Source organism: Streptomyces sp. B8-7, from assembly GCF_058833805.1.
On sequence record NZ_JBYRRL010000001.1, the window covers coordinates 65,772 to 91,298 of the forward strand.

24 protein-coding genes and 1 pseudogene are annotated in these 25,527 nt (G+C 71.7%); 16 read left to right on the forward strand and 9 right to left on the reverse strand.

Annotated features, from left to right (window positions below; translation table 11 throughout):
• Positions 1-99: 99 nt before the first annotated feature.
• From AC5K6T_RS00300 to AC5K6T_RS00320, 5 genes are all read right to left on the reverse strand, one after another.
• A complete protein-coding gene (locus tag AC5K6T_RS00300; protein WP_493204720.1) occupies positions 100-684 on the reverse strand; it encodes a hypothetical protein in 585 nt (194 codons plus the stop codon).
• 30 nt (positions 685-714) lie between these two features.
• Complete coding sequence (locus AC5K6T_RS00305) at positions 715-1,968, reverse strand: PE-PGRS family protein (protein ID WP_493204721.1); 1,254 nt, start codon at positions 1,966-1,968, stop codon at positions 715-717.
• A 77-nt stretch (positions 1,969-2,045) separates the two neighbouring features.
• Positions 2,046-2,876 (reverse strand): hypothetical protein, encoded by an 831-nt coding sequence (locus AC5K6T_RS00310; RefSeq protein WP_493204722.1) that lies wholly within the window; start codon positions 2,874-2,876, stop codon positions 2,046-2,048.
• Between the two features lie 172 nt (positions 2,877-3,048).
• The gene (locus tag AC5K6T_RS00315) at positions 3,049-4,134 is read right to left on the reverse strand and encodes a hypothetical protein (protein WP_493204723.1); all 1,086 of its coding nucleotides are present in this window, start codon (positions 4,132-4,134) and stop codon (positions 3,049-3,051) included.
• Entirely contained in the window at positions 4,125-4,790 is a 666-nt protein-coding gene (locus AC5K6T_RS00320; protein WP_493204724.1) for a hypothetical protein, read from the reverse strand. The genes AC5K6T_RS00315 and AC5K6T_RS00320 overlap by 10 nt, the downstream gene beginning before the upstream one ends.
• 452 nt (positions 4,791-5,242) lie before the next feature.
• On the opposite strand from AC5K6T_RS00320, the gene AC5K6T_RS00325 reads away from it, so the two are divergent.
• Positions 5,243-6,145, forward strand: coding sequence for a hypothetical protein (locus AC5K6T_RS00325; RefSeq protein ID WP_493204725.1), 903 nt, complete (start codon positions 5,243-5,245; stop codon positions 6,143-6,145).
• A gap of 134 nt (positions 6,146-6,279) precedes the next feature.
• Here AC5K6T_RS00325 and AC5K6T_RS00330 read toward each other — a convergent pair whose 3' ends face one another.
• Entirely contained in the window at positions 6,280-6,978 is a 699-nt protein-coding gene (locus AC5K6T_RS00330; protein ID WP_493204726.1) for a hypothetical protein, read from the reverse strand.
• Positions 6,979-7,045: 67 nt separating this feature from the next.
• Positions 7,046-7,359: pseudogene (locus AC5K6T_RS00335) on the reverse strand (hypothetical protein); the annotation flags it as partial.
• Between the two features lie 375 nt (positions 7,360-7,734).
• Between AC5K6T_RS00335 and AC5K6T_RS00340 the strand changes: the two are divergent.
• The 14 genes from AC5K6T_RS00340 (at position 7,735) to AC5K6T_RS00405 (ending at position 22,689) form a co-directional block, all read left to right on the forward strand.
• The gene (locus tag AC5K6T_RS00340; RefSeq protein WP_493204727.1) at positions 7,735-8,463 is read left to right on the forward strand and encodes a hypothetical protein; all 729 of its coding nucleotides are present in this window, start codon (positions 7,735-7,737) and stop codon (positions 8,461-8,463) included.
• 16 nt (positions 8,464-8,479) lie between these two features.
• Positions 8,480-9,316: a hypothetical protein gene (locus AC5K6T_RS00345; protein WP_493204728.1), complete on the forward strand. Its 837-nt coding sequence runs from the start codon at positions 8,480-8,482 to the stop codon at positions 9,314-9,316.
• Positions 9,313-10,620 carry a TadA family conjugal transfer-associated ATPase gene (locus AC5K6T_RS00350; protein ID WP_493204729.1) on the forward strand — a complete coding sequence of 436 codons (1,308 nt, stop codon included), beginning with the start codon at positions 9,313-9,315 and terminating at the stop codon, positions 10,618-10,620. Before AC5K6T_RS00345 ends, AC5K6T_RS00350 begins: the two co-directional genes overlap by 4 nt.
• Positions 10,621-10,888: 268 nt before the next feature.
• Positions 10,889-11,827 carry a type II secretion system F family protein gene (locus tag AC5K6T_RS00355; RefSeq protein ID WP_493207258.1) on the forward strand — a complete coding sequence of 313 codons (939 nt, stop codon included), beginning with the start codon at positions 10,889-10,891 and terminating at the stop codon, positions 11,825-11,827.
• Positions 11,824-12,744 carry a type II secretion system F family protein gene (locus AC5K6T_RS00360; RefSeq protein WP_493204730.1) on the forward strand — a complete coding sequence of 307 codons (921 nt, stop codon included), beginning with the start codon at positions 11,824-11,826 and terminating at the stop codon, positions 12,742-12,744. Before AC5K6T_RS00355 ends, AC5K6T_RS00360 begins: the two co-directional genes overlap by 4 nt.
• Positions 12,745-12,934: 190 nt before the next feature.
• Complete coding sequence (locus tag AC5K6T_RS00365; RefSeq protein ID WP_493207259.1) at positions 12,935-13,159, forward strand: hypothetical protein; 225 nt, start codon at positions 12,935-12,937, stop codon at positions 13,157-13,159.
• A 255-nt stretch (positions 13,160-13,414) separates the two neighbouring features.
• A complete protein-coding gene (locus AC5K6T_RS00370) occupies positions 13,415-13,795 on the forward strand; it encodes a TadE family protein (protein WP_493207261.1) in 381 nt (126 codons plus the stop codon).
• Positions 13,796-13,797: 2 nt separating this feature from the next.
• Positions 13,798-14,196, forward strand: coding sequence for a TadE/TadG family type IV pilus assembly protein (locus tag AC5K6T_RS00375; protein WP_493204731.1), 399 nt, complete (start codon positions 13,798-13,800; stop codon positions 14,194-14,196).
• A gap of 134 nt (positions 14,197-14,330) precedes the next feature.
• The gene (locus AC5K6T_RS00380) at positions 14,331-14,774 is read left to right on the forward strand and encodes a Tad domain-containing protein (protein ID WP_493207262.1); all 444 of its coding nucleotides are present in this window, start codon (positions 14,331-14,333) and stop codon (positions 14,772-14,774) included.
• A 620-nt stretch (positions 14,775-15,394) separates the two neighbouring features.
• On the forward strand, positions 15,395-18,394 hold the full coding sequence (locus AC5K6T_RS00385; RefSeq protein WP_493204732.1) for a BTAD domain-containing putative transcriptional regulator: 3,000 nt from the start codon (positions 15,395-15,397) through the stop codon (positions 18,392-18,394).
• Between the two features lie 615 nt (positions 18,395-19,009).
• Positions 19,010-19,522 (forward strand): prepilin peptidase, encoded by a 513-nt coding sequence (locus AC5K6T_RS00390; RefSeq protein ID WP_493204733.1) that lies wholly within the window; start codon positions 19,010-19,012, stop codon positions 19,520-19,522.
• A 163-nt stretch (positions 19,523-19,685) separates the two neighbouring features.
• Positions 19,686-20,882 carry a cyclic dehypoxanthinyl futalosine synthase gene (gene mqnC, locus AC5K6T_RS00395; protein ID WP_493204734.1) on the forward strand — a complete coding sequence of 399 codons (1,197 nt, stop codon included), beginning with the start codon at positions 19,686-19,688 and terminating at the stop codon, positions 20,880-20,882.
• A gap of 240 nt (positions 20,883-21,122) precedes the next feature.
• On the forward strand, positions 21,123-21,722 hold the full coding sequence (locus AC5K6T_RS00400) for an imidazolonepropionase-like domain-containing protein (RefSeq protein ID WP_493204735.1): 600 nt from the start codon (positions 21,123-21,125) through the stop codon (positions 21,720-21,722).
• A 271-nt stretch (positions 21,723-21,993) separates the two neighbouring features.
• A complete protein-coding gene (locus AC5K6T_RS00405; protein WP_493204736.1) occupies positions 21,994-22,689 on the forward strand; it encodes a demethylmenaquinone methyltransferase in 696 nt (231 codons plus the stop codon).
• Positions 22,690-23,064: 375 nt separating this feature from the next.
• Here AC5K6T_RS00405 and AC5K6T_RS00410 read toward each other — a convergent pair whose 3' ends face one another.
• Positions 23,065-23,370, reverse strand: coding sequence for a PASTA domain-containing protein (locus tag AC5K6T_RS00410; protein WP_493207263.1), 306 nt, complete (start codon positions 23,368-23,370; stop codon positions 23,065-23,067).
• Positions 23,371-23,490: 120 nt separating this feature from the next.
• Positions 23,491-23,997 (reverse strand): GNAT family N-acetyltransferase, encoded by a 507-nt coding sequence (locus AC5K6T_RS00415; RefSeq protein ID WP_493204737.1) that lies wholly within the window; start codon positions 23,995-23,997, stop codon positions 23,491-23,493.
• Between the two features lie 98 nt (positions 23,998-24,095).
• On the opposite strand from AC5K6T_RS00415, the gene AC5K6T_RS00420 reads away from it, so the two are divergent.
• Positions 24,096-25,382 carry a geranylgeranyl reductase family protein gene (locus tag AC5K6T_RS00420; protein ID WP_493204738.1) on the forward strand — a complete coding sequence of 429 codons (1,287 nt, stop codon included), beginning with the start codon at positions 24,096-24,098 and terminating at the stop codon, positions 25,380-25,382.
• The last annotated feature ends 145 nt before the right edge of the window (positions 25,383-25,527 follow it).

Below are 25,527 nucleotides of genomic sequence, written 5' to 3' on the forward strand. Positions count from 1 at the left end.
CTAGTTCCAGCTCGATTGTCTGCTGAGCATGGAACGCGAGTGAGTGCATTTGTTGGACAAGACTGCGAGTGCCGCACGCTTTCGACGTCAATCCAACTGCTAGTCAGTGGGAGTCTCGTTCTTGTCCGGGTAGAGGATCTTGTTGAGGAGTCCCGATGCGGCCCCTGAAGTGGTGATTTCAAGGGTGTCGACTTCTTCGAACAGGGCGGCGAGTGCGATGTCGACGGGATCCGCCTCACCGTCCACGAGGCCGAAGCTGCTCATGCCCTTTCCTTCGGAGGCCTTACCGCGAGTGAGACTGATGACGACACCAGTACGCCTGAGAATCCCTCCCTTGTCGAACTCCGCTGCAACGTACTCGTAGTGCCTGTCCCGGAATTCGAAGTGAAGAGATCGTGAGGTGCTGCGCAAACCCTTGCTGTTGAAGGTCAGGCGCACGGGAATGTCTTCGATGGCGAGCCGGGCGTTCTTCAGGCTGGGGCGTCCTGGCCCCATTGTTCGATAGGTGACCCTTGGGATGCAATCGCCGGAAACACTGACTTCCAGCTGCTTGCTGCCGGACCTGACGGACGACTTCCGGCGTTTCGCGGCAACAACTACATCGCCAAACCCGTCCACGAATCCTTTGCGTCCGTACACTTCTTTGCCGCGGAACGGTCTCAGTTCGAAGTTCTGCGCCTTCAAGAGCGTCCTCTCACTCGTTTGGGATGACTTTCAGAACCAGTTCATCGGGTTTGCGGCCTTGGCTGCGCTCTTTGCGCTGTCGACGAGGTTGTCCTTCGCTTTTGACGCCTTGTCGCCGACCCAGTCGATGGCCTCCTTTCCACTGGCCTTGATCTCTGGAAGGTGCTCGACCACCTTCGCCCCTCCGTATATCAGGCCTGTACCGACGGCGAGGCCGACAGTAACCGGGTTCGGTGCGATCATCGCAGCCGTGAGTGAGGCATTGAAGCCGACTTCCGCCACATCTGCGACGTATCCTGCACCCTTGGCCTTGAAAGCCTCCTTGGGGTTTCCCTGTGCCCACACATTGGCGCCGCTCGCCACCGTGGCGAAAGCGCTGGCGCCTATGCCTGCAACACGCAAGTACCCACCGGTCTTCGCTGCGGTTCCAAGCCCCTTGAGGAATGGTGATGCTGTTTTGCCTGCGGCGACGACAGAGGGGCGGGCGTTGTTGAGCTGCTGGAAGTATGAAGCGCTGCGAAAAACTCTTGACAGACTGGTTTGACCGGCGCGTGCAGCCATCAGCCCAGAATGCGTTGTTCCGCCGTATCGGACTGCCAGAGCATCGGACCCGATGAGGGAGTCGACCGCCTTGGTCACGAACGGAGAGTTCATGACCGGTCGTGTACGAAGATGGTCCCACCCGTAGCCCAGCCAAGTGTTTCTCATCGTCGAGGTGAACGGGATTCGAGTGGATGTCTGGTAGAGCGAACTCCTGTTGAACGCATTGCCCAGTTGACCTGGAAGCCATGAGCCGGGAGCGGAGAGGGATCGAAGTGCTCCCGCAGGAACGCTGCGGAGTCCGGCACCTGCCCAGGACCGAACCGCTCCTCCACGCGTCCACCACGAGGAGTCCACGGTGGTGCGAAGCATTCCGTTGTACCAGGAGTTTCTGAACAGCGTGGTGGTCAAGGCGACGCCCGATCCAACCGTGATTCCGCCGACCTTGACCGTGCTCAAGGCGTCGCTGCTCCGTTTGAGGAACGCTTCGATGTCTCTTTCGCCGATTCCTTCGAGGCCCGGCACCCTGGCAAGATAGTGCGCCTCGACCCGAATCAGCCAGTCACTGTAGGTCTCGCGATGCCCTCGTTCAAACAGTTGATCCTTCCGCGCGATCGTCGCCCGATTTCGCAGATCTGATGGTGTCTCTGCGATCCAGGTCTGCATGGGCTTCAGGGAGCCCAGTCTATGAGACACGCCAAGTGTGGATGCGCGAGTGAAGGCCTCGTCGAGCTTCTCGGTCATCCCTCCTTGACCGTCAAGAAGTTTGGCGAGTTGATCGAGGTCGTCCGGATTGACATTCCGCATTCTGGCCCCCGCGGCTATGCGTTCCCGTTGGCGAGGTCTTCCTTGTCCGGGAGTAGATCGGCGAGTCTGTCCCAGATCTCACCGGCGTTGGAGCGTACGAGGGTCAGGGTGCTGTCAGGACCGACCTGACCGTCCTGGACGGGTTCCTCAGGCTGCGTCCGCAGCCAGTAGCCGTGACGGCCGCAGTCCCACACGGCCATGCTTCGCACCGACCGGGGGCGGTCCCTGCCCTCCCAGGCGGTGGTGAGGCGCCAGGCGGCGTCGAGTGACGAGGCGAGCTCCACCAGGGTGAAGCGCGGGGCTTCGGCGAGGTCGCTCGTTGCGGACAGGGCGGCGAGCGCAGCGTGTCTTGCGGCGTCGACGTCGTCGGACTGGGTGCCAAGTGCGACGAACACCTTGTCCAGCGCGCCCATCGTCGTGGTGATCTCGGATATGGGCGGCATCCGCGATGCATCGGGTTCGCCCTTCCGCAGCTTGACCTTGCGGGCCATCTCCCACACCAGAGTCTGCGGTTCGATCGGAACGTACTCCGACTCCTCTTCGCCGGGCCAGGCGTCGTGAGAGAAGACCGCGTCCTGCCCCACGACAAGGCCGTGGTTGACGGTACCGTGCTGTCCGGTGATCTCGGCCTGGATGATGAGCAGGGGCCGAGCCAGAGCCGTCAGCAGCTCACGCAGCAGCGGGGACAGCTCACCCTCCGAGCCGACAAGGCCGATCTGCTGCAGCTCACCGAGTGAGTGATAGAGCTCGGCAGGAGGCGCTTCCTTGTCCAGCAGGTGGGCGAAGACGGCGATATGGCGGTCGGCCAGCCTGAATCGGCCCCGGGAACTGTCGAATGAGGGCATGTGGTTCAGTCTCTCTCACGGTCGGCGGTGCGAGGATCTCGAGGGTCGGGCACGAGTGACTCTGAGCCGGGACGGGGCCGCGCCGATGTGGGCGATCAACTCTTGTCCTGCGCATGGCCGCGCGTGACGCGTCGTCGGGTTCCGATGACGGCGTGACCGGTTTCCGGCCTCTTCAGCGGTTGACGGACTGGATCTCCTGGACGGTGACGGGCTGGTCATTGCCGAAGGTGCCGTCGGGGAGGTCGCCGCCGGTGGCGCCGGTGCCGGTCCAGTCGATCTGCCAGGTGACGGTGGCCCGGAGGGGGAAGGTGCCGGCGCCGGAGGAGCGGAGGTAGCGCAGCCCGCAGGGCGGGGTGCGGTCGGCCTTACCCCTGGCGTAGGGCTCGCCGATGGAGCCGTCTGCGTTGATCGTGCACGCGCCGGACGCCGGGTAGGTCTCGGCGTCCTTCGTGCCGGGTTCCAGCTTCAGGGACACGGGTCTGGCGGTGGTGGTCGCCTGAATGTTGAAACCGGGCACGTTGATCGCCGCTGTTGCCCGCACCTCGTCGAACACCGCCTGGTCCAGCCAGGCCCATGTCGGCAGGTTCACCTTGGTGGCCGCTGCCGGGGCCAGGGTGACCTTGGTGTCCGGCAGCCGCATGTGCTGGTAGGCCAGGGCTGCCAGGAGTTCCGGTCTGATCGCGTCCTGGTACCGGGCCGGCGGTGCCTGGCCGTTGTCCACCCAGAAGGGGAGTTCGTTGCACGATCCGCGTTGCAGCGGGTCGGGTTCGTCGGGGTTCTCCACCGCGGCCCAGAACATGCCCTTGCCGTCGTTGTCGACGTTGTAGTCCTTGTAGCCGGGTGTGTCCGTCCAGCCGTACTCGTCTTCGTAGTGGCGCTGGACCTCCGCTATCGCCGATCCCGCGTGGCCGGTCATGCCGGGTGCGTTCCTGGCCTGCTCGATGTCCGCGGACATCACTTCCTTGAAGTCCTTTGCCCCCAGATAGGGCGCGTACCAGCAGGGCGGCGGCGTCCAGTTGGGATCCGCGCCGGTCACGTTCCCCCGAGTGCCGTTCTGGGTGACGGAACCGGAGTACTGGATGCGGGCCGTGGCATGGATGCCTGTCGTGTCGCTGCCGCCCGACTGCTCAACTTCGGAACCCTGGCCGGACCCCACCGGCTTTCCCGCGTAGGCGGGTCCTGTGAACACGAAGATGCCGAAGACGAGTGTGAGCGCTGTGGCGCCGAGGGCTGTGCGTCCTGACTCGCTCACCGGCACTTCGTCGCCTCCGTTTCGACGAACACCTTGGACGCCTGCCACAGGTCGGTCCCGGTGGGAAACTTCACCATGATGATCTTGTAGTAGTCGAAGTCCTTGACGCTGGGCTCGGTCCTCAGGACTTTGCCGGTCTTGACTTCCTTGCCGTAGAACCGGGTCGCGTCTGCGCAGAACGCGACCTCGACTGATGTCCCGTTCTGCGCAGACCGGGTGGAGACGTCGTAGTGGCGCAGGGTGCCGGTGGCCGTCCAGCCCCCGTCGATCCAAGCCTTCACCTGCGTGTTCGCGTACCTCAACCCGCCGTCCGTGGCGTATGCGGCGATGGCCGCGTCGTTGGTCGTGCGCTTGTCCACTCCGCGGTAGATGGCGCGGAGGAAGTTCGCGGCGTCGGCCGTCGCCGCCGCTTCGTTCTTGTCGGTGGGGGTGTCCCAGTCGAAGACGAGTTCCATGTCGGCCGGCAGGGACACGTCGACTCCGTCCGGCCTGTCGTGGTCCTCGGTGGGGGTGGGGGACCTGTCGGGTGTCCCTGTTGCCTGGTCGGCTCCGGCGATCTTGTCGTTGTCGCTCGGTTCGGTGGGCTCGCCGCCGCATGCCGTGAGCAACAGGGCTGTTGCTGCGGCGAGTGTGGTTGCGGTGTGTGCGGTCCGGCGCTTCACAGTGTGCTCCCCGTGGGACAGATGGTCAGCCAGGAGCACAGACGGTATCCGCGGGGATATCGGTTTCGCCACCGCGAACGCCGCTGCACGGGAAGGTCTGCCCCAGATCCTCACGGCCGGTGACCTGCGCGTTTGCATTTCATCCCGTGGACTCTGAATCAGTCCTGCCTTGGACGGGGCTCCGGGTGACCTCGGGCAACCGAATGCCATACGGTGGCCGAGGCGTCGTGCAACCCGGCGCTGAGACAGAGCCGGCCTCGACCAGCCGCGACGGACAACTTGGTCTGTGGCCAGATACGTCGACCACACCGCCCACACCCCCAGCACCGCGCAAGGCTCCGCAATCTTCGAGGCACCGGCAGATCCCTTGACCGCCGCCAGACCGGGGAACCACGCGGCGAGCAAGCACCGAAGCGCGACGGTCCGGACGGTGGAGGAACGGAGCAGTGGGCATGAGCGGGAGTATCCAGGACGAGGCGCGAAAGAGGCGCGCACGGTATCCCGGCGCGCTCGCGGCAGCCATCGGCTGCTACGTCCTGGTCGCGATGGCCGGACTGTTCCTTCTGGCGGCTGACTTCAGTCCCGTGGTGCTGGCTCCGGTGTGGATGGCCCACGGCGTCCTTCTCGTCGTGCTGATCCGCAGGCTGGGTGCACGGGAGTCCAGCACCTACGCCACGCTGTTCGTGCTGGCCGCCTCCGTCATGGCCGTGTACGTGGCCGACATGGCGAGGGACGATCTCATCCTGCAGCAGCGCGGAGAGAGGACCACGGCGATCGTCGTACGCGAGTGGCGTGATCCCGCGGAGGGACGCAAGGCCCGCGACTACCACTACGAGCTGGAGACGCAGGACGGGGCGAAGGTCCCCGGGCCGGATCTGAGAGCGACGAGCGACCGCTTCGACGTGGGGCAGAAGGTGACGGTGATCGCGGACCCCGAGGGCGAGCTTCGCCCCAAGACTCCTGGCGAGGCGGACGCCACGGGTGATGCCCTCGGCGCGGCGGCCTTCGCTCTCGCGTCGCTCGGCACCGTCGGCTGGATGGCATGGCGCGGGTCGGACGCTGCCCGCCGACGGGACGCCCAGAAGGGACGGGGCGTCACGAGGAAGGCCTACCAGACCCTGGCCGGCAACACCTCCACGCCGCAGGAACAGGAAGCCAGGCTGCGTGCGGCCTTGAGCACCCAACCGGCAGACCGGCGAGGTTACATCAGGCTACGTCCCGAGGACTTCCCCGACATACCGCAGAGCCATGCCGCCCGCATCGCCTGGGAGATGGGCCTCAAGGCCGAGGCCTTCGGCAACCGCGGCGCCTGGCGCTTCGGAGAGGCCGTGATCGAGGAGGTCCCGCACGACTGAGAGCCAGAGACGGTTTCTCTCTCAGGAGCCACAGCCCTATGGCGCATCCGGTTGCTTCGCCAAGGGGTCCCTGTTCGTGAGCTTGAGTTCCCAGTCGTTCGCGTTCACGACGGCTGTCGATTCTCATCCGAGTCTCATGTGTCTCCGAGGACGGAGTGAGCAAAGGCGAGCCGCCGATCGAGCCAGTCTGCTTCTATGGCACAGGACTTGATGCCTTCCGAGACCATGACCAGCTCCCCGTCCGCGACCCAGACGAGCGTACGGCTCCTGCGGAAGGGGCTGTTGTGTGTGTCGTCCGGGCCCGATCCGGTCAGCGCATTGAGCACTTCCGGGATGACCTTGTCGGCAGCCTGTTCAGCAATTCGCTTCGCGTGGAACCCGCTCCACTGGTTGCGGCCGACCAGGACCGGACGGCCGGGCTGCTCGATTCGCCACGAGTGCTTGAAGAGTCTGCTCGGCGGCGGAATGCGCCGAATGGTGCCGATGGTCTGCCCGTCGTCGCCATGGACGAGGTAGCGGCGTTCGCTCCCCCCGTTGCTGTCCGAGGTGAGATAGCACAACAGACGTTGTGCCTCGGCGTCTTCATACAGGCAGGGCTCCAGGGCGGCCGTCGGTGCAGGAGCGGCGACCGGGGCGACGAAGGCGCACGGGGCGAAGAGCCGAGTGCTGCCCGAGCCTTGCGGGACGCGAATCGCCCGCGGTCCGCGCACGGGTCGCTTGCGCCACTTGGTGACTGGTCGCACGACAGTGCCGAGGGTGAACTCCGTCACGTTGGTCCAGTCGATGGCGGGGATCGAGTCATCCTCCTGCGCCGTGTCTTTTGCGTAGGCCACGTCAATCACCTCGACGACTTGTTGCGAGTGAGCTGTTCCAGCATCTCGCGCTGTTGGTTCGCAGGCGTCAGCGGTTGACGGACTGGATCTCCTGGAGGTGACGGGCTGGTCGTCGCCGAAGGTGCCGTCGGGGAGGTCGCCGCCGGTGGCGCCGGTGCCGGTCCAGTTGATCTGCCAGGTGACGGCGGCCCGGAGGGGGAAGGTGCCGGCGCCGGAGGAGCGGAGGTAGCGCAGCCCGCAGGGCGGGGTGCGGTCGGCCTTGCCCCTGGCGTAGGGCTCGCCGATGGAGCCGTCTGCGTTGATCGTGCACGCGCCGGACGCCGGGTAGGTCTCGGCGTCCTTCGTGCCGGGTTCCAGCTTCAGGGACACGTCCGCTCGTGTGCGGCTCGTGCAGGGGGCGTGGCCCGTGCGTGACGGACTCCGCGCTGGGTGGGGCACAGGGCCCGTGCCCGAAGTCCGTTGGAGCGAGGGCGGATTCGCCCGCGCACAGTCCGCTCGGTCACAAGGGAGGGCGCTCAACAGCGGCGACGGCTCTGCGCGTTGCAGATCGGTAAGGGTGGTGCGGACGGGCCGGGCGGGGCGGGAGGTGCCTTGAGGGGCCTATGGGCGGCTGATACGGTGCTGTGGCTTGACACTCGCCCCCGCGCGTCGAATGCCCGCGCGAGTCGTCGGCGCGGACGCCGAGACGGGCGAAGTGGTCATCAGCGCACAGGATGTGACAGGCAGTGTCCTGGGTGTACTACGGGGAGCGGTTGCGTGAGGATCCAAGAGCGTACGGGGGTGGGTGCCGGGCGTGCCGGTGTCCCGGCTCAGCCGCCGGTCGGTGAACGGCTTCCCGCACCGCCACGCGAGCGCAAGCCCGCGCTGGCCGCCCTCGCCGTCCTGCTGATCCTCGTCGGCGCCCTCGGTGCCACGACGCTCGTGCTGCGGGTCGGGGACCGGGTCGAGGTCGTCAGGGTGACGGCCGACATCCAGGCCGGTGAGTCCGTCACCAAGGGCAACACCAGGCCCGTCATGGTCGCGGCCGACCCCGACATCAACTACGTCCGCTGGGAGCAGCTGGACACCCTCAGCAAGCTCGAGGCCCGGACCACCATCTACGCCGGGACGGTCGTCGTGGGCGACATGTTCGGCAACCAGCTCGACGCCACCAAGGGCAGGACCCTCGTGGGACTCTCCCTGGAAGCGGGCCGCTATCCGACCGGCATCAGGAACGGCGACGTCGTCGACGCCTACCTGGTGGGCGCGGCGGGCCGGTCGGGTTCCGGTTCCGGCGAGGACTCCCCGGCGTCATCGGGCGGCGGCCTGCTCGTCGAGCGCGCGGTCGTGGCCGATGTGCCCAAGGCCGACAGCGATGATCTGGTGAGCAGTTCGAACAAGGCGGTCACCCTGGCCGTCGACCCCGGCGACGCCGCCGACCTCGCCCAGGCCGCCGCCAACGGCCAGGTCGTCCTGGTCCTGGTCCCAGGCAACCCCGGCAACTAGAAGGCGGCACCCACCCATGGCGCTCATCGCTCTCGCCGCCGACAAGGGTTCCCCCGGCGTCACCACCGCGGCCGTCGCACTCGCCGCGGTCTGGCCGCGCCGCGTCCTGCTCGCCGAGACGGACCCGGCCGGCGGTGACCTGGTGTACCGGTCCGCCGCCGCGCACGGCGGCCCGCTCAACCCGAACACCGGCATGCTGTCCATCGCGGCGACCGCCCGCCGGGGACTCGTACCCGACCAGCTCTGGGATCACGTACAGCCCCTGAGTGGCGGGCTCGACGTCCTCGTCGGGCTCGGCATCGCCGAGCAGGCCGCGGGGCTGGCAGGTCTGTGGCCCACACTCGGCCGGGCCTTCGCCGCGCTCGCCGACTCCCCGGACGCGCCCGCCGACGTCATCGCCGACTGCGGCCGCATCAGCGGGGACACACCCGCCGTGGAACTCTTCCCGCACGCCGCACTGGTGCTGCTGGTCTCCCGGACCGAACCCGAGGCCATCGCCCGGGTCCGCGACCGGGCCGCCGCGCTGTCCGCGAAGCTGCACGGCGGCGCGCGCGGCGCCGCGAGCCTCGGCACTCCGCTGATCGGCGTCGTGCTGGTCGCCGACCCGAACGCCGCCGGCAAGCTCTCCGGTCAGGTCAACGACATGCTCGTGCACGCACAGACCGGGGCCCGCGTGGTCGGCACCGTGGCCCACGACCCGGCAGGAGCCGAGCAGCTCGCCGGCCGCCGCCGCGGCCGGCTGGAGAAGTCGCTGCTGATCCGCTCGGCCCGGAAGGTCAGCGCGGACCTCCACCAGCAGTACGGTGCCGCCTGGTCGGTGCCCGGACCCGCCGTGCAGGGAGCCGGCCGATGACCGCTGTCGACCACCAGCTGGTCAAGCGGTTCCGGCAGGACGCCGGCGACCGCATCGCCGAGCAGCGGCGCCAGGACCAGGCCGGCGGGGTCAGCCCGATGTCCGGCGAGGACGAGCGGCACTACGCCCGCGCGGTCATAGCCCAGATCCTGGAGGAGCACGCCCGCCAGGAGATCAACGCCGGCCGCACCCCGCCGGACGCCGAGACCGAGGAGCAGTACGCCGCCGCCGTGCACGCCGCGCTGTTCGGCGTGGGCCGGCTCCAGCCGCTGCTGGACGATCCCGAGGTCGAGAACATCGACATCAACGGCTGCGACCAGGTCTTCGTCGGCTACGCCGACGGCCGTGAGGTGCGCGGTGAACCCGTCGCCGAGACCGACGAGGAACTCATCGAGCTGATCCAGGTGCTCGGCGCGTACTCCGGACTGTCCTCCCGGCCCTTCGACTCCGCCAACCCCCAGCTCGACCTGCGGCTCCCCGACGGCTCGCGGCTGTCGGCCGTGATGGACGTCGCCCGGCGGCCCGCGCTGTCCATCCGCCGTGCCCGCATGGGCAAGGTCTTCATCGCCGACCTCGTCGGCAACGGCACGCTCACCCCGGAGATCGGGCACTTCCTCGCCTGCGCGGTCCGCGCCCGCAAGAACATCATGATCGCGGGCGCGACGAACGCCGGCAAGACCACGCTGCTGCGCGCCCTCGCCAACGAGATCCCGCCCCACGAACGCCTCATCACCGTCGAACGCGCCCTGGAACTCGGCCTCGACACCTTCCCCGAACTCCACCCGAACGTCGTCGCGTTCGAGGAGCGGCTGCCCAACTCCGAGGGGCAGGGCAGCATCTCCATGGCCGAACTGGTGCGCCGCTCGCTCCGTATGAACCCCTCCCGCGTCATCGTCGGCGAGGTCCTCGGCGACGAGATCGTCACCATGCTCAACGCGATGTCCCAGGGCAACGACGGCTCGCTGTCCACAATCCACGCCAACAGCTCCAGCGAGGTCTTCAACCGCATCTCCACCTACGCCCTCCAGGCGTCCGAGCGGCTGCCCATCGAGGCCAGCCAGATGCTGATCGCGGGCGCGGTGAACTTCGTGGTGTTCATCCAGCGCCGCAACCACTTCCAGACCGGCGGCCGCCTGCAGCGCGTGGTGACCTCCGTCCGCGAGGTCAACGGCGTGGACGGGCGGGTGCTGTCCAGCGAGGTGTTCGCCGAGGCGCCCGACGCCCGGGTCGTGCCGCACGCGCCCCTCGCCTGCCTGGACGACCTCGTCGCACACGGCTACCGGCCCGCCGGATCGTGGGGGTGAGGCGACGATGACCGACCGCACGGCACCGGCCGCGGGGCCCGGCGTGCTTCCCGGCATGCCGGACGGCATGCGCCACGAGGTGATCCACGGGGCGGCCCAGGGCCCGGCGGAGGGAGTGGCCCACGGCATGACCCAGGGCCCGGCCGAGGGAGTGGCCCACGACATGGCCCACGGCATGACCCAAAGCATGGCTCAGGGCACGGTCCCCGGCATGCCCTGGGGAGGCGACGCGACGACGACCGCCGCCGCACTCGGCCGGATCGGGTCCATGGGCGGACTGTTCTCCACCACCGTCCTGTACGCCCTGGCCTGCGGCGTCGCCGTCGGCGGCGGCCTCGCCCTGCTGCTGATCGCCGTAAGAGGACTCCCCGCCAGGCCCGACCACGTCCAGCGCAGGGCCGTCGAGCGGGCGGCGGAGCTGATCCGGTTCGCCGGGCAGCGCGGCTCGCTGGCCGCGCTGGTCGGCCTCGCCGTGCTGCTGCTCACCCGCTGGGCGGTGGCCGGCATCGCCGCCGGGGTGCTCGTCTTCCTCTGGGACCGCCTGTTCGGCGGCGCCCGGGAGGAACGCGCCGCGATGCGCCGCGTGGAGGCCCTCGCCTCCTGGACGGAGTCCCTGCGCGACACCATCGCCGGCGCGGTCGGCCTGGAACAGGCCATCCCGGCGTCCGCGCGGGCCGCCGCCCCGGTGCTGCGCCCCCACCTCGACGCCCTCGTGGACCGGCTGCGCGCCCGCACCCCGCTGCCCGACGCGCTGCAGGTCCTCGCCGACGAGATCGACGACGCGTCCGCCGACATCATCGTCGCCGCGCTGATCCTCAACGCCCGGCTGCGCGGCCCGGGTCTGCGCCAGGTGCTCGGCGCGCTCGCCAAGTCGGCGCGCGAGGAGGTCGACATGCGGCAGCGGGTGATGGCGCAGCGGGCCTCGACCCGCCGTTCGGTGCAGATCGTGGTCGCCGTGTCGATCGCGTTCGTGCTCGGACTGTCCGTCTTCAACCGGGAGTTCGTCGAACCGTACGGCACCGCCGTCGGGCAGCTCGTCCTCGCCTGCGTCTGCGGGCTGTTCGGCCTCGGCTTCTGGTGGCTGCGCAAGCTGTCCACCATCGAGACGCCCGAGCGGTTCCTGGTCCGCGACGAGGCCGGGGTGCGGTTCGTACGGCCGCGCACACCGGCGCGGCCCGAGCCCCGGGAAGAGGGGGTACGGCGATGAACCTGTCCCTGCCGATCACCGTGGGCGTGATCTTCGGCCTCGGGGTCTACGTCCTCATCCGCGCGCTGATGCCGACCCGGCGCAGCGCCGTCGCGCAGGTCGCCCGGATCGACGCGCTGCGCGCGCGGGGGGCGACGCACGTACCGGCCGCCGGAGGAGGGGACCAGGGACGGCTCGCGACGCTGCGCGCCCAGGTCGGCAGCCGTGTGGCGGAGTTCTACCTGCAGCAGGGCTGGGAGCAGCGTTCGCTCCGCGCCGACCTGGCGGTGCTGGACCGCGGCTGGGAGAAGTTCCTCGCGACGAAGGTGCTGCTGGCCGCCGCCGGGCTGTTCTTCGGGCCGTTCCTGTTCGCCGTCGTGGCGACGATGGGCTTCGCCCGCAGCCCGGTCGTCCCGGTGTGGCTGGCCCTGCTGTGCGCCGGCCTGTTCTTCTTCCTGCCCGACCTGGAGGTCCGGCGGGACGCCGCCGAGAAGCGCCGGGACCTGCGACGGGTGATCGGGGCGTACCTGGACCTGGTGTCGATGAGCCTGGCCGGCGGACGGGGTCTGCCCGAGGCGCTGCTGGCCGCCGCCGAGGTGTCCGACGGCTGGGCCACCCGGCGCATCCGCAACGCCCTGGCCGACGCCCGGATCACCGGCATCAGCCAGTGGCAGGCGCTCGGCCAGCTCGGCGAGGAGCTGGGCGTGGAGGAGCTGAAGGACCTCTCGGCGTCGCTCGCGCTGGTCGCGGACGACGGGGCGAAGGTCCGCGAGTCCCTCGCCTCGCGCGCCGAGACCATGCGCCACCGCGAGCTGGCCGAGATCGAGGGCAGCGCGGGCGAGAAGTCGCAGTCGATGCTGGTCGCCCAGCTGCTGCTGTGCGCCGGGTTCCTGGTGTTCCTGATCTTTCCCGCGGCGATGCGGGTGTTCCAGGTGTGACAGGCCCGCCGGCAGCCGCCCCCCTTCCCTCCGCCTGAGTCGAGACGAATCGAGAAGTCCCATGAACGCACCGAAGACCCTCAGCACCGACCCCGCCGGCCGCACCGGCCGCACCGGCCACTCCGACCCCGCCGGCCGCACCGGCTACTCCGGCCACTCCGGCCACTCCGGCCGCACCGGCTACTCCGGGATCCCCGCGGTGGACTTCCTCGTCACCTTCCTGCGCGGCCGCGTCGAGCGCGCCCGCTCGGGTGAACTCGACCGCGGTGCCTCCGCCGTGGAGTGGGTCATCATCTCCGCGGTCGTCGTGGCCATCGTCGGCGTCGTCGCCGCGATCATCAACGCCGCGCTGAGCGAGGGCGCCAACAAGGTCGGCGACTGCATCAAGGGCGCGGACGCCGGCAAGACCTGCTGACACCGGACGGCCGCCGAACCGGCGGAACGCGAGGCCCGGCCGTCGTCCGGCCCGGCGACGGAACCACAGCCGCCTCCGCGGCCGGGGCCGGGGCCGGCCGCGGGGTCAGTACCAGGAACAGGAAGCAGCGACGGGAACGGGCGCGGGAGGAACGGGGGGGTGACAGTGCTACTGCCGCTGGAACGCGCGCGGCACGCGGTACGCCGCCGGGTGCGCCGCAGCCGGGAGGTCCGCTCCGCCCGGGGCGACGGCGGAATGACCGCGATCGAGTTGGTGCTGCTCACCCCCGTCCTCTTCTTCATGATCTTCGCGACGGTGCAGTTCGCGCTGTACTTCTTCGCCGACCACGTGGCCCAGGCGGCGGCCCAGGCGGGCGCGCGCAAGGCCCGAGCCACGGCCGACCAGCGGCCCGGCGGCTGGCGGGGCGAGGCACGCGACGTGGTCGACTCCTACATCCGCCAGCTCGGCCCACGGCTCGTGCTGTCACCACGCGTGACGATGCTGCAACCGGAGCCGGACACGGTCGGAGTGGAGATCTCCGCACGCGTGCCGGCGGTGTTCCCCGGGCTGGACCTGACGGTGCACGCGCAGTCCTCCGGCCCGGTGGAGCGCTTCGTCCCGGAAGGGGGCAACTAGCGGTGGCGGCGCGGGACGAGGGGCTGTCGACGGTCGAAGTGGTGATCCTGGCACCGGTGATGATCCTCTTCATCCTGGTCCTGGTGGCCTTCGGGCAACTGGCCGACGGCCGGGGCGCGATCGACGGAGCCGCCCGGGACGCGGCCCGCGCGGGATCCATCCAGAAGGACCACGCGACGGCGGTCGCCGAGGCGCGCAGAGCCGCGGAGGCGGACCTGGAGGACGTGTGCTCCGGCCCCGTCTCGGTCCGCCAGACCAGCCCCGGCTTCGAGCCGGACACCTTCTTCACGGTCGAGGTCAGCTGTGAGGTACGCGGCCTGGCCATGCTGGGCCTGGACATCCCCACCACCCTCTCGGCCCGCTTCAGCTCCCCCCTGGACCCGTTCCGGAGGACCGCGTGAGAGACGTCGTACGAGGTGAGCGCGCGGCGGGCGTCGCACCGAGCGGAGCGGGCGCCGTACGGGTCGCGGGGCGCGGCGGCGGACGGGCCGGCGCGGGCGCCCCGCGCGGTACGGCGGGCGCCGTACGGTCCCGCATCGCGGCCCTGCGCCCTGCGCCGGTACCGGACGACCGCGGGTCCGGCGCGGGAGCGGTGATCATCTTCGCGCTGGTCTTCCTCTCCCTGACCGCGTTCGTCATCGACGGCGGCATGTCGATCTCCCAGCGTGAACGTGCCGCCGACATCGCCGAACAGGCGGCCCGCTACGCCGCACAGGACATCGACCGCGAGGCCCTCTACGACGACGTGGGCGGCCCGGCCCCGATCAACTTCGCCAACTGCGACGCCCGCGTGAAGGCGTTCGCCCGCGAGATGCACCTGTCCGGCCCGGACGTCGCCGCGTCCCACTGCGTGGCGGCCGACGCGGACCGCGTGCAGGTGCGGATCCAGCTGACGTACTCACCGGTGTTCACCGGCATGTTCTACGGCCAGGACGTGAAGGTGCACGGCCAGTCGGCCGCGGAGAACGAGGTCGGCTGAGAACCGCCGCCCTGCGGCCCCTCCACGCCCCGGAGCCCGTCGCGGACGAGGCGGCGGACCTCTCCGACGCCGCCGCCACCTCACCGGTCCGGACCGAGTGACCACGCCCATGACGGAGGGTCTGCCGGACCTCGGGCCGCAGTGGGAACCGGATACCCACGGGCGTCGCTCCTGTCGGGCTCGGTGGTGGTGCCTTCCGGGCCAGAGGGAGTGGGGGAGGCCGGGGCCCTCCTCGTCATCGATGTCGGGCGGTTCGTGGCGGTCCGCGCGGGCTGCCGTGAAATCGACGGTCTGGGCGGGCACTTCAGGGATGTGCGGCCGCCACCTGTCGGACCGGCAGGTGTGCCTGGCCGGCGCCACGCCTGCGACGTGAGCTCGTCGCAGCCGGTGTGTGCGGGGTGTGAGCCGCGTGGGCAGTGCACGGCTCCAGCCGCGCACCGTGACGTGCCGGGGTGTCGTGTCGTCGGGCGGACGGGTGCCCGACGCCGGTGTGCGGGCGAACGTGCCGCCCTCGGTCCGGCGTTCTCCCGGAGGGTTCGGGCCTGACCTCGTCGTACCGCGCATCACCGAGATCTCGGTAGGCTCAGTGCATCCACCGCACCCCACCCCCAGGAACCCCCATGTCGCGACGCTCCAGCTCGACGGGACGCCCGAACGCCCCGCGGAACCGCACGCCGGAGCCCGTGCGGGTGCGGCCGCGTGGCGTCGGTGACTTCGTCAAGGCGTTCCTCGCGTTCGCGGCGCTGGTGGCCCTGGTCCTCGGCGTGCCGTTCGGGCTGGCCACGCTGTTCGGGTGGCCGTTTCCCGACGGGGCACCCGGGTGGGACTGGCTCCAGCGTGAGATATCGGTGCGGACGTTCCAGAACATCCTCGCGGTCGTGGTGTGGTGCGCCTGGGCCCAGTTCACGGCGTGCGTGCTCGTCGAGGTGAAGGCCGCCGTGTCCGGGGTCGGCGTGCCGGGGCGGGTGCCCGGAGCCGGGCCCAGCCAGCTGCTCGCCCGGCAACTGGTCGCCGCCCTGCTGCTGGTCGGCGCCACCGCGGCGAGCTTCACCCCCGGGCTGTCCCAGCTCGGGCAGACCCCGGACGACAGCCGGAGCCCGGCCGTCGCGGCCGCGCAGCACACACCGGGACTCCTCGCCCAGCAGCGGGAGCAGGCCGCCGGCACCGCGTCCGCCCTCGCCGAGCAGGCCGAGCAGGCCGACGACGCCGCGGACCGTGCGCAGCACGGCGCCCGGGACGGCGGTGGCGCCGTACGCGAGGGCGACACGAAGTACTACCGTATCCAGCCCCCCGAGGGCCGGCACCACGACTCGCTCTGGGAGGTCGCCGAGCGCCACCTCGGCGACGGCCGCCGCTACAAGGAGATCTACCAGCTCAACAAGGACCGTGTGCAGCCCGACGGCTCCCGCCTGTCCGAGGCCAGCCTCATCCGGCCCGGCTGGATCATGGAGATGCCCGGCGACGCGCACGGCGGTGAGCTCGTCGAGATGCCCGACGAGACGCGCAGTGTCCCGCCCGAGGTGCGGGAGCAGATCCGGGACTACGCCCTCACCGGCGACCACGCCGGGGGACCGCACGCCGACGCACGGCACGCCGGTGAGGCCGCGGCCGGCGGGGCGGGTGCGGCCGGGCCGTCCGAGCAGCGGCCCGGCCCCGCGCCCGGTCACAGCACCGCCCCCGCCCCCGGGCAGCCGCACGCGGAACCGGTCGCCGACGCCGACGGCCGGTCCTTCGGGCTGCCCGAGGCGCTGCTCGGGGCCCCGCTGCTCGCCGCCGGACTCCTCGGCGCCCTCGGCCGGCGCCGCCGGCAGGCGCTGTGGCAGTCGGCGCTCGGTGCCGTCGGCGGGCGGCGCGGCATGGAGCCGCCCACTCCGGCCGGCGCCGCCGCCGACGCACAGGACGCCCTCCTGGTCGGCGCCGACCCGGACGCGGTGCGGCTGCTGGACCGTTCACTGCGCGGCCTCGCCGCCGCCCTCGCCGCCGAGTCCCGTCCCCTGCCGGTGGTCTACGCGGCCTGGCTCAGCAACGGAGACCTGCACCTCCAACTCGCCCAGCCCGCCGGGAAGCCGCCCACGCCGTGGCAGCCCGGACAGGACCAGACGTTCTGGACGCTGGCCCGCGCCGACGCCGAGCGGTACGAGGAGGCCGACACCGCCGCCCCCTACCCCGGCCTCGTCAGCCTCGGCACCCTGGACGAGTCACGGCTGCTGCTCAACCTGGAGGCCGTGCCCGGCATCGTCTCGCTGAGCGGACAGGAAGCCGACCGGGCCGCCGTGTTCGCCTCCGTCGCCGCCGAACTCGCCACCAACGGCTGGTCGGACCGCATGACCATCACCGTCGTCGGCTTCGGCGAGAACCTCACGCCGCTCGCCCCCAACCGGCTCCGCCACCTCGACGGCGTCGACGACCTCATCGAGACCATGGAGGCGGAGACCCGCCAGCGGCGCAGCGCGCTCGGCGCCGCCGGCCAGGACTCGGTGCTCACCGGCCGTACCGGGCCCGCCCGGCACACCCGCTGGGCCCCGCACCTGGTGCTGCTCGCCGCGGAGCCGTCCCCCGAGGACGCCCTCAGGCTCGCCGAACTCGCCGCGGACGCCGGCCGCCTCGGCATCGGCTACCTCGTCGGCACCGGGTCCGGTGAACTGCCCGGCGCCGCATGGGAGATGGAGATCACCGGCGACGGCAGACTGCTCGCTCCGCTCCTCGGCCTGGAACTCGACGCCCAGCTCCTCCCGCTGCCCCAGCAGCGCGCCGTCGTCGAGCTGTTCACCGAGGCCGACCCCGGCCCCGACCACGACCCGGACGGACCGGCCACCGCCCCGCCGTTCCTGGTCGACATCAGCGAACAGGGCCGGCCCGCCGTCTACGCCCGCCTCGTCGGGTCCTACGAGATCATCGGCCTGGACACCCCCGACGACGAACGCAGCGCCCAACTCCACGAGGCGCTCGCCCTGCTGCTCCTGCACCGGGAAGGAGTGCACCCCCGCGTACTGGCCTCCGCGCTGTGGCCGCGCGGCGTCACCGACGACGTGAGCGACGCCCTGCTCGACCGGCTGCGCGACTGGCTCGGCACCGACCCGGACGGCACGCCCCGCCTCACCGCCGACGCCGGCGGGCGCCTCACCCTCGCCCCGTCGGTCGTCTCCGACCTCGACGTCCTGCGCTCCCTCTACCACGAGGCCACCCAGGGCAAGGGCGCCGACAGCCGTGTCGTGCGCGGGCGGCTGCTCACCGACGCCCTGGTCCTGGTGCGCGGCCCGCTGCTCGCCGACCGGCCCGAGGGCCGCTACCGGTGGCTCGGCCACGAGATCATCGACGCCCGACTGCCTTTGCTCGTCGCCGACATCGGGCTCGCCCTGGCCGAGTTCCACCTCGTGAAGGACCGTGCCGAGAAGGCCATCGAGGCGCTCCGTGCCGCCCTGCGCACGGCCTCGGACGACGAACGCCTCTGGCACGAGCTGCTGCGTGCCACCCACGCCACCGGCGACACGGCCCGGCTGAGCGCCCTCGCCGCCGACCTCCTCGGCCGCAGCGGGGCCCGCGGGCTGCCGCCGCGCACCGAGGCACTGCTGGACGAACTGCTGCCGTACTGGCGCCAGAGCGTCACGGCAGCGGGCTGAGCCGTGGCCGCCACCGTGCCCGTCGCCCTGCTCGATGCCGCCGCGGGGCCTGATGCCGCCGTCGCGTTGCACGCCGCCGTCGCGCCGCCGGTGGCCGCGAGCGACCTCGCGCTGATCGCCGCGGCCGTGGTGTGGGGGGCCTCGGCCGGAGCGCTGCTGCCCCGTGCCGTGTACCGCTTCGCCGTCCCCTCCGGCCGACCGTGGCGGGACCGGTGCCCCGCCGGGCATCCCCTGCGGGGATGGGCCGGACCGGCGCGGTGCCGGGAGTGCGCCGCCCTGCACGGCTCCTCCGCGGATCGCCCCTCCGCCACGGGCCCGGGGCCGGCCGCTTCCGCTCCCGCTGCCGATGCCTGTGCCGGGGAGGACTCCCCAGGGGGCTCCGTACCGACGGGCTTCCTGCCGGGGGGCTCCGCGGCAGCAGGCTCCGCGGCAGCAGGCTCCGCGGCAGCAGGCTCCGCGGCAGCCGACTCCGCCGGCCGCGAGCCGGTGTCCGCCGGGTCTGGGTCGTCCGGATCTGGGTCCGCCGGGTCTGCGTCGTCCGGGTCGTCGACCGCTGGATCGCCGACGTACGGCTCACGCGCGGCGTACGGCCCGCGGGCCCGGGGGCCGGCGGCCGTGACCGCACTGGCCTGCGCCGTGCTCGCCGCCGCCACCGGTACGCGGCCCGAACTCGGCGTCTGGCTGCTGCTCGCGCCCGTCGGCGTCCTGCTCGCCGCGGTGGACCTCCGGGTGCAGCGGCTTCCCGATCCGCTGACGCTGCCGCTCGCGGGCCTCGCCCTCACCCTGCTCGGCCCGGTCGCTCTGCTGCCCGGGCACGCGGGGGAGTGGACGACCGCGCTCCTCGGCTGCCTGGCCCTCGGTGCCGGCTACCTCGTCCTGCACCTCGTCAGCCCCGGCGGAATGGGGTTCGGCGACGTGAAGCTCGCCCTCGGTGCGGGAGCGGCGCTGGGCTGGTACGGGTGGGGGGCCGTGGTGCTCGGCACCTTCGCCGGGTTCCTGCTGGGGGCGCTCTACGGCGGCGCGCTCGTCGTCGCCCGGCGTGCCGACCGCAGGACGGCGATCCCGTTCGGACCGTTCCTGATCGCGGGCGCGTTCCTGGGCGTGCTGGCGGGGGCCGGCGCGGCCTGACCCCCGCCCCGCGCGAGGGTGCGGGCCCCGGCCCCGTACGGCCTGGCGTCCGCCCCCCGTAGGGCCTGGTGTCCGTCCCCCGTACGGCCTGGCGTCCGCACCCCGTAGGGGCTGGCGTAGGCTGTTTCAGTCCGTCCACAACCCTTGACGAAAGGGACACCCGGTGACCGAGAAGGCCGACCTCCAGTCCGTCCTCGACCGAGCCGCCGGGGGCGGGCGGATCAGCCCCGAAGAGGCGCTCGACCTGTACCGCGACGCCCCGCTGCACGCGCTGGGCGCGGCCGCCGACGCCGTACGCCGCCGCCGCTATGCCGGGGTCGAGCACATCGCGACGTACATCATCGAGCGGAACATCAACTACACCAACGTCTGCGTCACGGCGTGCAAGTTCTGCGCCTTCTACGCCCCGCCGAAGAGCGACAAGGGCTGGACGCGCGCGCTCGACGACATCCTGCGCCGGTGCGCGGAGACCGTGGAACTCGGCGGTACGCAGGTGATGTTCCAGGGCGGACACCACCCCGACTACGGCGTGGAGTACTACGAGGAGCACTTCTCCGCCATCAAGAGGGAGTTCCCGCAGCTCGTCATCCACAGCCTGGGGGCCAGCGAGGTCGAGCACATGGCACGGATCTCGAAGGTGTCGGTGGAGGAGGCCGTCGAGCGCATCCACGCGGCCGGCCTCGACTCGTTCGCCGGTGCCGGTGCGGAGCTGCTGCCGGAGCGGCCGCGCAAGGCGATCGCCCCGCTGAAGGAGAGCGGCGAGCGTTGGCTGGAGATCATGGAGACCGCGCACCGGCTCGGTGTCGAGTCCACCTCCACCATGCTCATGGGCACCGGCGAGACCAATGCCGAGCGCATCGAGCACCTGCGCATGATCCGCGACGTCCAGGACCGCACGGGCGGCTTCCGTGCCTTCATCCCGTACCTGTACCAGCCGCAGAACAACCACCTGAAGGGCCGCACCCAGGCGACCATTCTCGAGTACCTGCGGATGATCGCGATCGCCCGGCTGTTCTTCGACAACGTCGCCCACATCCAGGGCTCGTGGCTGACCACCGGCAAGGACGCGGGGCAGCTGACCCTGCACTACGGCGCGGACGACCTCGGTTCGATCATGCTGGAGGAGAACGTCGTCTCCGCCGCCGGTGCCAGGCACCGCTCCAACCTGATGGAGATGATCGAGATGATCCGCGGCGCGGGCCGTGTCCCCGCGCAGCGCAGCACCACCTACGAGCACCTGGTCGTCCACGACGACCCGGCGGACGACCCGGTCGACGAGCGCGTGGTCTCCCACATCTCCTCCACCGCGATCGAGGGCGGCACGGCACATCCCGAGCTGAAGATCCTCGCCGCCAACTGAGCCGGAGGCGCCCGGGGCAACCCGGACGACGCGGCCCCGGTCGGGTCGCGCCGTCGGCTGCTCCCCGGGCCGCCCGCGGGCCGAGCGGGGACTCTGTCCGCGGGGCGTCCCGCGATCCGCCCGCCGCCCGCGATCCGGTCCGCGGAGCCGGCCGCCTCCGGTCCCCGTCTCCTGTCCCTGCCCCCCCGTCCCTGCACCATCCGGTCCGGTCCTCGACCGATCTCCTCCCGCGAGCTGCCGTTGCTGACCCTTCATGTCGCCGAGTCCTCCCCGGAGACCGCCCTGCTGGTCGACGGTGCCCGGATCGCCGCAGTCGGCCCCTTCGAGGAACTGGCCGCGGGACGGCCCGGGGCCCGGGTGCGGCGCTGGCCCGGCATCCTCACGCCCGGACTGCTCAACCCGTACGGGCCGGAACTGCTGGAGCGGACGTACCACCCCGACCCCCGCGAGGCCGAGGCCTACGGCACGGAGCCGATCGGCGGTCCGCGCGCGCAGGAGCTGTTCCGCGCGGACCCTTCGCGCCGGGGCGCCAGCGCACGCCGGGGCGTGCAGCGCCTGCTCGCGCACGGCACCGTCGCCGTCGCCGGGGAACTGCGCGAGCGGGGCGCGCTCGACGCGGTGCGGCGCGCGGGACTCGCCGTCGGGCAGCGGCCGCCGTCCCTGCCGGGGCCGCCGTCGCTCTCCCCCGTACCACTGGTCCTGCTGCCGCCCCTGGCGGCGGGCGGCCCGGCCCGCTTCGCCGTCTTCGACGTGCCCGACCGGGCGGCGCTCGTCCGCGAGGGGGCCGGGACCTGCGTGGCGACGGTGCTGGGCGGGCGCCTCGTGTACCGGGGGCGTTGACCCGGTCGTCGGACCGAAGCCCGGGGAGCGGGGGAGGCGGGGGCGACCGGCGCCGGGGCGGTGGCGGGCGAGCGAGGCGCGGACACCCGGGCGCGACGGCTCGTGCGCCGCTCGGACCGGGCTCGTGCGGCGGGCCCGGGTGCCCGAATGCCCGGGTGCCGGGGCGGACGGCACGGGCCGGGTGCCTGCCCGCGGTGGACGGGGCGGGCGGGGCCGGGCGGGCGCAGGGGCGCTGCCCGGTGAGCCCACCCGCTGCTGCCACAATGAACGCGTGACCCGAGCATCCCTGGACAAGCAGCCGCACGAAGTCGCCTCGATGTTCGACGACGTGGCGGAACGGTACGACCTCGCCAACGACGTGCTGTCCCTCGGCCAGGACCGACGATGGCGCAAGGAGGTCGCCAGGGCCGTCGACGCCCGGCCCGCGCAGAAGATCCTCGACCTCGCGGCCGGTACGGGCACCTCCGCGCAGCCCTTCGCCCAGGCCGGCGCCTACGTCGTCCCCTGCGACTTCTCCCTCGGCATGCTCCAGGTCGGCAAGCGTCGCCAGAGGTGGCTGCCGTTCACCGCGGGCGACGCCACCCGGCTGCCGTTCAGGGACGACTCCTTCGACGCGGTCACCATCTCCTTCGGGCTGCGCAATGTGCAGGACTTCGACGCGGCCCTGCGCGAGATGCACCGGGTGACCCGGCCCGGCGGGCGGGTGGTGATCTGCGAGTTCTCCCACCCCACCTGGGCGCCCTTCCGCACCGTCTACACCGAGTACCTGATGCGCGCCCTGCCGCCGGTCGCGCGCGCGGTGTCCTCCAGCCCGGACGCGTACGTCTACCTCGCCGAGTCCATCCGCGCCTGGCCCGACCAGTCCGCGCTGGCCGCGCGGCTGCAGGGGGCCGGCTGGTCGGACGTGGCCTGGCGCAACCTGACGGGCGGGGTCGTGGCCCTGCACCGGGGATTCAAGCAGGGCTGACCCCGGGAGCGGTGCTGCCCGCCTCGCCCCGCGCCCGCCCCGCGCCCGGCCGGTGCCGCCCGGCCGGTGCCGCCCGGCCGGTCCCGCCCGGTCCCGGCGGGTCTCGCAGGCCCCGGCGGGTCTCGCCCTGACCGGCGGCCGCCCGGCCCGGCCCGCTCCTCCGACGACCTGCCCCGGCCGCAGCCGTGCAGCCTGCTCCCGCGACCTGCCCCAGCCCTGGCCGACAGCCCGCTCCCACGACCGCCCGGCCCGCAGCCGTCCGCCCCGGGACCCTGCTGCTCCCGCCCGGCGCGCCGCTGCCCCGCCCCGCCTTCCGGTCTCCGCCGGGGCCGGCCGAGGCGGCGCGCCGCGCGCCGTCCCGCCGTGCCCGGCGCCCTACTTGGCCATGGCGTACGGGTCCGGCGGTTCGTCCAGCTCGCGCTCCAGTCCGCCGCCTCCGGGCCCCGGCACGAGCGGCTCCCGTACGCCTCCGCCGCCCTCGCCCTCCCCGAAGTCGAACCACACCGTGACGACGGCGTCCCGCGGCACCTCCGCGCCCGGCGGCGGGTACTGCCGTACGACGTAGTCGACGACGGTCAGATCGAGGTCGGGCCGGTCGGGCGAGGACAGCAGCACGCCGTGCGCCGCGGCCTCGCGGCGGGCGTCGACGGCCATCAGACCGACGAGCTTCGGTACGCGCACTTCGGGTGTTTTGCGTGTGATGCTCACAGATGTCACCCCCAGCGGTACTGGCAGGGTAACCATCCCGAGACGCCACCCGGAAGCACCATGTCGCTATCCGTAGCGTAGCGTCACGCTCCGTCACAAGTCCAGTCGGTAGCAGTGGCCTTCCTGCTCGGACCGGGGCGTGCGAAAGGTCTCGGCCAGCCGCATGCCGAGGCGCCGGGTCACCGCGATCGAGCGGGTGTTGCGGGCGTTCACCATGGCCACCACGCTGCCCACGCCCGCCGCACGCACCCGGTCCAGCGTCATGTGCGCCGCCGCCGTGACGTACCCGTGGCCCCAGTACGGGCGCCCCAGCCGCCAGCCGATCTCTATGGCGCCCTTCGGCCCCCACTCGGCCGGCCACGGCTGGGCCCCGGTGAACCCGATGACCGTGCCGGACTCGTCGAGCACGGTCCACAGGCAGAAGCCGCGTTCGGCGTCGTGCCGCCGCTGGCGCGCGGTCAGCTCCTCGTACACGGACAGCTCCGCGGACCTGCCGCCGTGGAACTCCATGACGTCCGGATCGTCGAAGATCCGGTGCCACACGACCGCGTCCTCGTCGGTGGGGACGCGCAGCCGAACAGCAGGGAGAGCTCGGTTCACGGGGCAGCCCTTCAGCCGGGTGATCAATTCTGCTGAATAGACTGCCCGTGTCCAGTGCCGGTCGGCACGCAGATTTCGAACCTTGGGGAGATCCCGCCGTGACCGAGCCCCTCTCCGACCACTCCGCCGACGTGATCGTCGTGGGCGCGGGGCCAGCCGGCTCCACCACCGCCTACCACCTGGCCAGGTCCGGTCTCGACGTCCTCCTGCTGGAGAAGACCCGGTTCCCCCGCGAGAAGGTCTGCGGCGACGGCCTCACCCCGCGTGCCGTCAAGCAACTGGTGGCCATGGGCGTCGACATCTCCGAGGAGGCCGGCTGGCTGCGCAACAAGGGCCTCAGGATCATCGGCGGCGGCGTACGGCTCCAGCTCGACTGGCCGGATCTCGCCTCCTTCCCGGACTACGGTCTCGTACGCAAGCGCGACGACTTCGACGAGCAGCTCGCCCGCCAGGCCCAGAAGGCCGGTGCCCGCCTGCACGAGCAGTGCAACGTCTCCGGCCCGATCGTCGACGACCGCACCGGCCGCATCACCGGCGTGACCGCCAGGCTCGGCGACGACAAGCGCGAAGTCACCTTCCACGCCCCGCTGGTGGTGGCCGCCGACGGCAACTCCACCCGGCTCTCACTCGCGATGGGCCTGCACCGGCGCGAGGACCGCCCCATGGGCGTCGCGGTGCGCACCTACTTCACCAGCCCCCGCCACGAGGACGACTACCTGGAGTCCTGGCTGGAGCTCTGGGACCGCCGCGGCCCCGGCGAGGACCGGCTGCTGCCCGGCTACGGCTGGATCTTCGGCATGGGCGACGGCACCTCCAACGTCGGCCTGGGGGTGCTCAACACCTCCGACTCCTTCAAGGAGCTCGACTGGCGCGAGGTGCTCAAGGCCTGGTGCGCATCGATGCCGGAGGACTGGGGCTACACCCCCGAGAACATGACCGGCCCCATCCGCGGCGCCGCTCTCCCCATGGCCTTCAACCGCCAGCCCCACTACACGCGCGGCCTGCTCCTCGTCGGCGACGCCGGCGGACTGGTCAACCCCTTCAACGGCGAGGGCATCGCCTACGCCATGGAGTCCGGCCAGATCGCCGCCGACGTCATCACCCAGGCCCACGCCCGCGCCACACCGGCCCAGCGCGAGGCGGCGCTCCAGCACTACCCGCGCGTCCTCAAGGACACCTACGGCGGCTACTACACCCTCGGCCGCGCCTTCGTGAAGCTCATCGGCAACCCGCGGGTCATGAAGATCGCCGCACAGCGGGGCCTGACCCACCCGATGCTGATGCGCTTCACCCTCAAGCTGCTGGCCAACCTCACCGACCCGACCGGCGGCGACGCCATGGACCGCATCATCAACGGCCTCAGCAAGGTGGCGCCCAAGGCCTGAGCCGCACCCGGCGCCTCCCCGCGGGGCGCCCGGACAGACGTCGGGACGGCGCCGGGTGCGCCCGTGAACGTACCCGGTGCCGGCTTCGACGGCGCCGCGTCCCGGTGCCCGCGCCCGGCCGTGCGGCGCACAACGGCGAAGGGCC

Coding starts and splice junctions, on each gene's coding strand:
- AC5K6T_RS00370 (WP_493207261.1), top strand. CDS start 13,415: ATGACCGCGATCGAGTTGGTGCTGCTCACCCCCGTCCTCTTCTTCATG.
- AC5K6T_RS00305 (WP_493204721.1), bottom strand. CDS start 1,968: ATGACCGAGAAGCTCGACGAGGCCTTCACTCGCGCATCCACACTTGGC.
- AC5K6T_RS00360 (WP_493204730.1), top strand. CDS start 11,824: ATGAACCTGTCCCTGCCGATCACCGTGGGCGTGATCTTCGGCCTCGGG.
- AC5K6T_RS00310 (WP_493204722.1), bottom strand. CDS start 2,876: ATGCCCTCATTCGACAGTTCCCGGGGCCGATTCAGGCTGGCCGACCGC.
- AC5K6T_RS00350 (WP_493204729.1), top strand. CDS start 9,313: ATGACCGCTGTCGACCACCAGCTGGTCAAGCGGTTCCGGCAGGACGCC.
- AC5K6T_RS00385 (WP_493204732.1), top strand. CDS start 15,395: ATGTCGCGACGCTCCAGCTCGACGGGACGCCCGAACGCCCCGCGGAAC.
- AC5K6T_RS00325 (WP_493204725.1), top strand. CDS start 5,243: ATGAGCGGGAGTATCCAGGACGAGGCGCGAAAGAGGCGCGCACGGTAT.
- AC5K6T_RS00345 (WP_493204728.1), top strand. CDS start 8,480: ATGGCGCTCATCGCTCTCGCCGCCGACAAGGGTTCCCCCGGCGTCACC.
- AC5K6T_RS00355 (WP_493207258.1), top strand. CDS start 10,889: ATGGGCGGACTGTTCTCCACCACCGTCCTGTACGCCCTGGCCTGCGGC.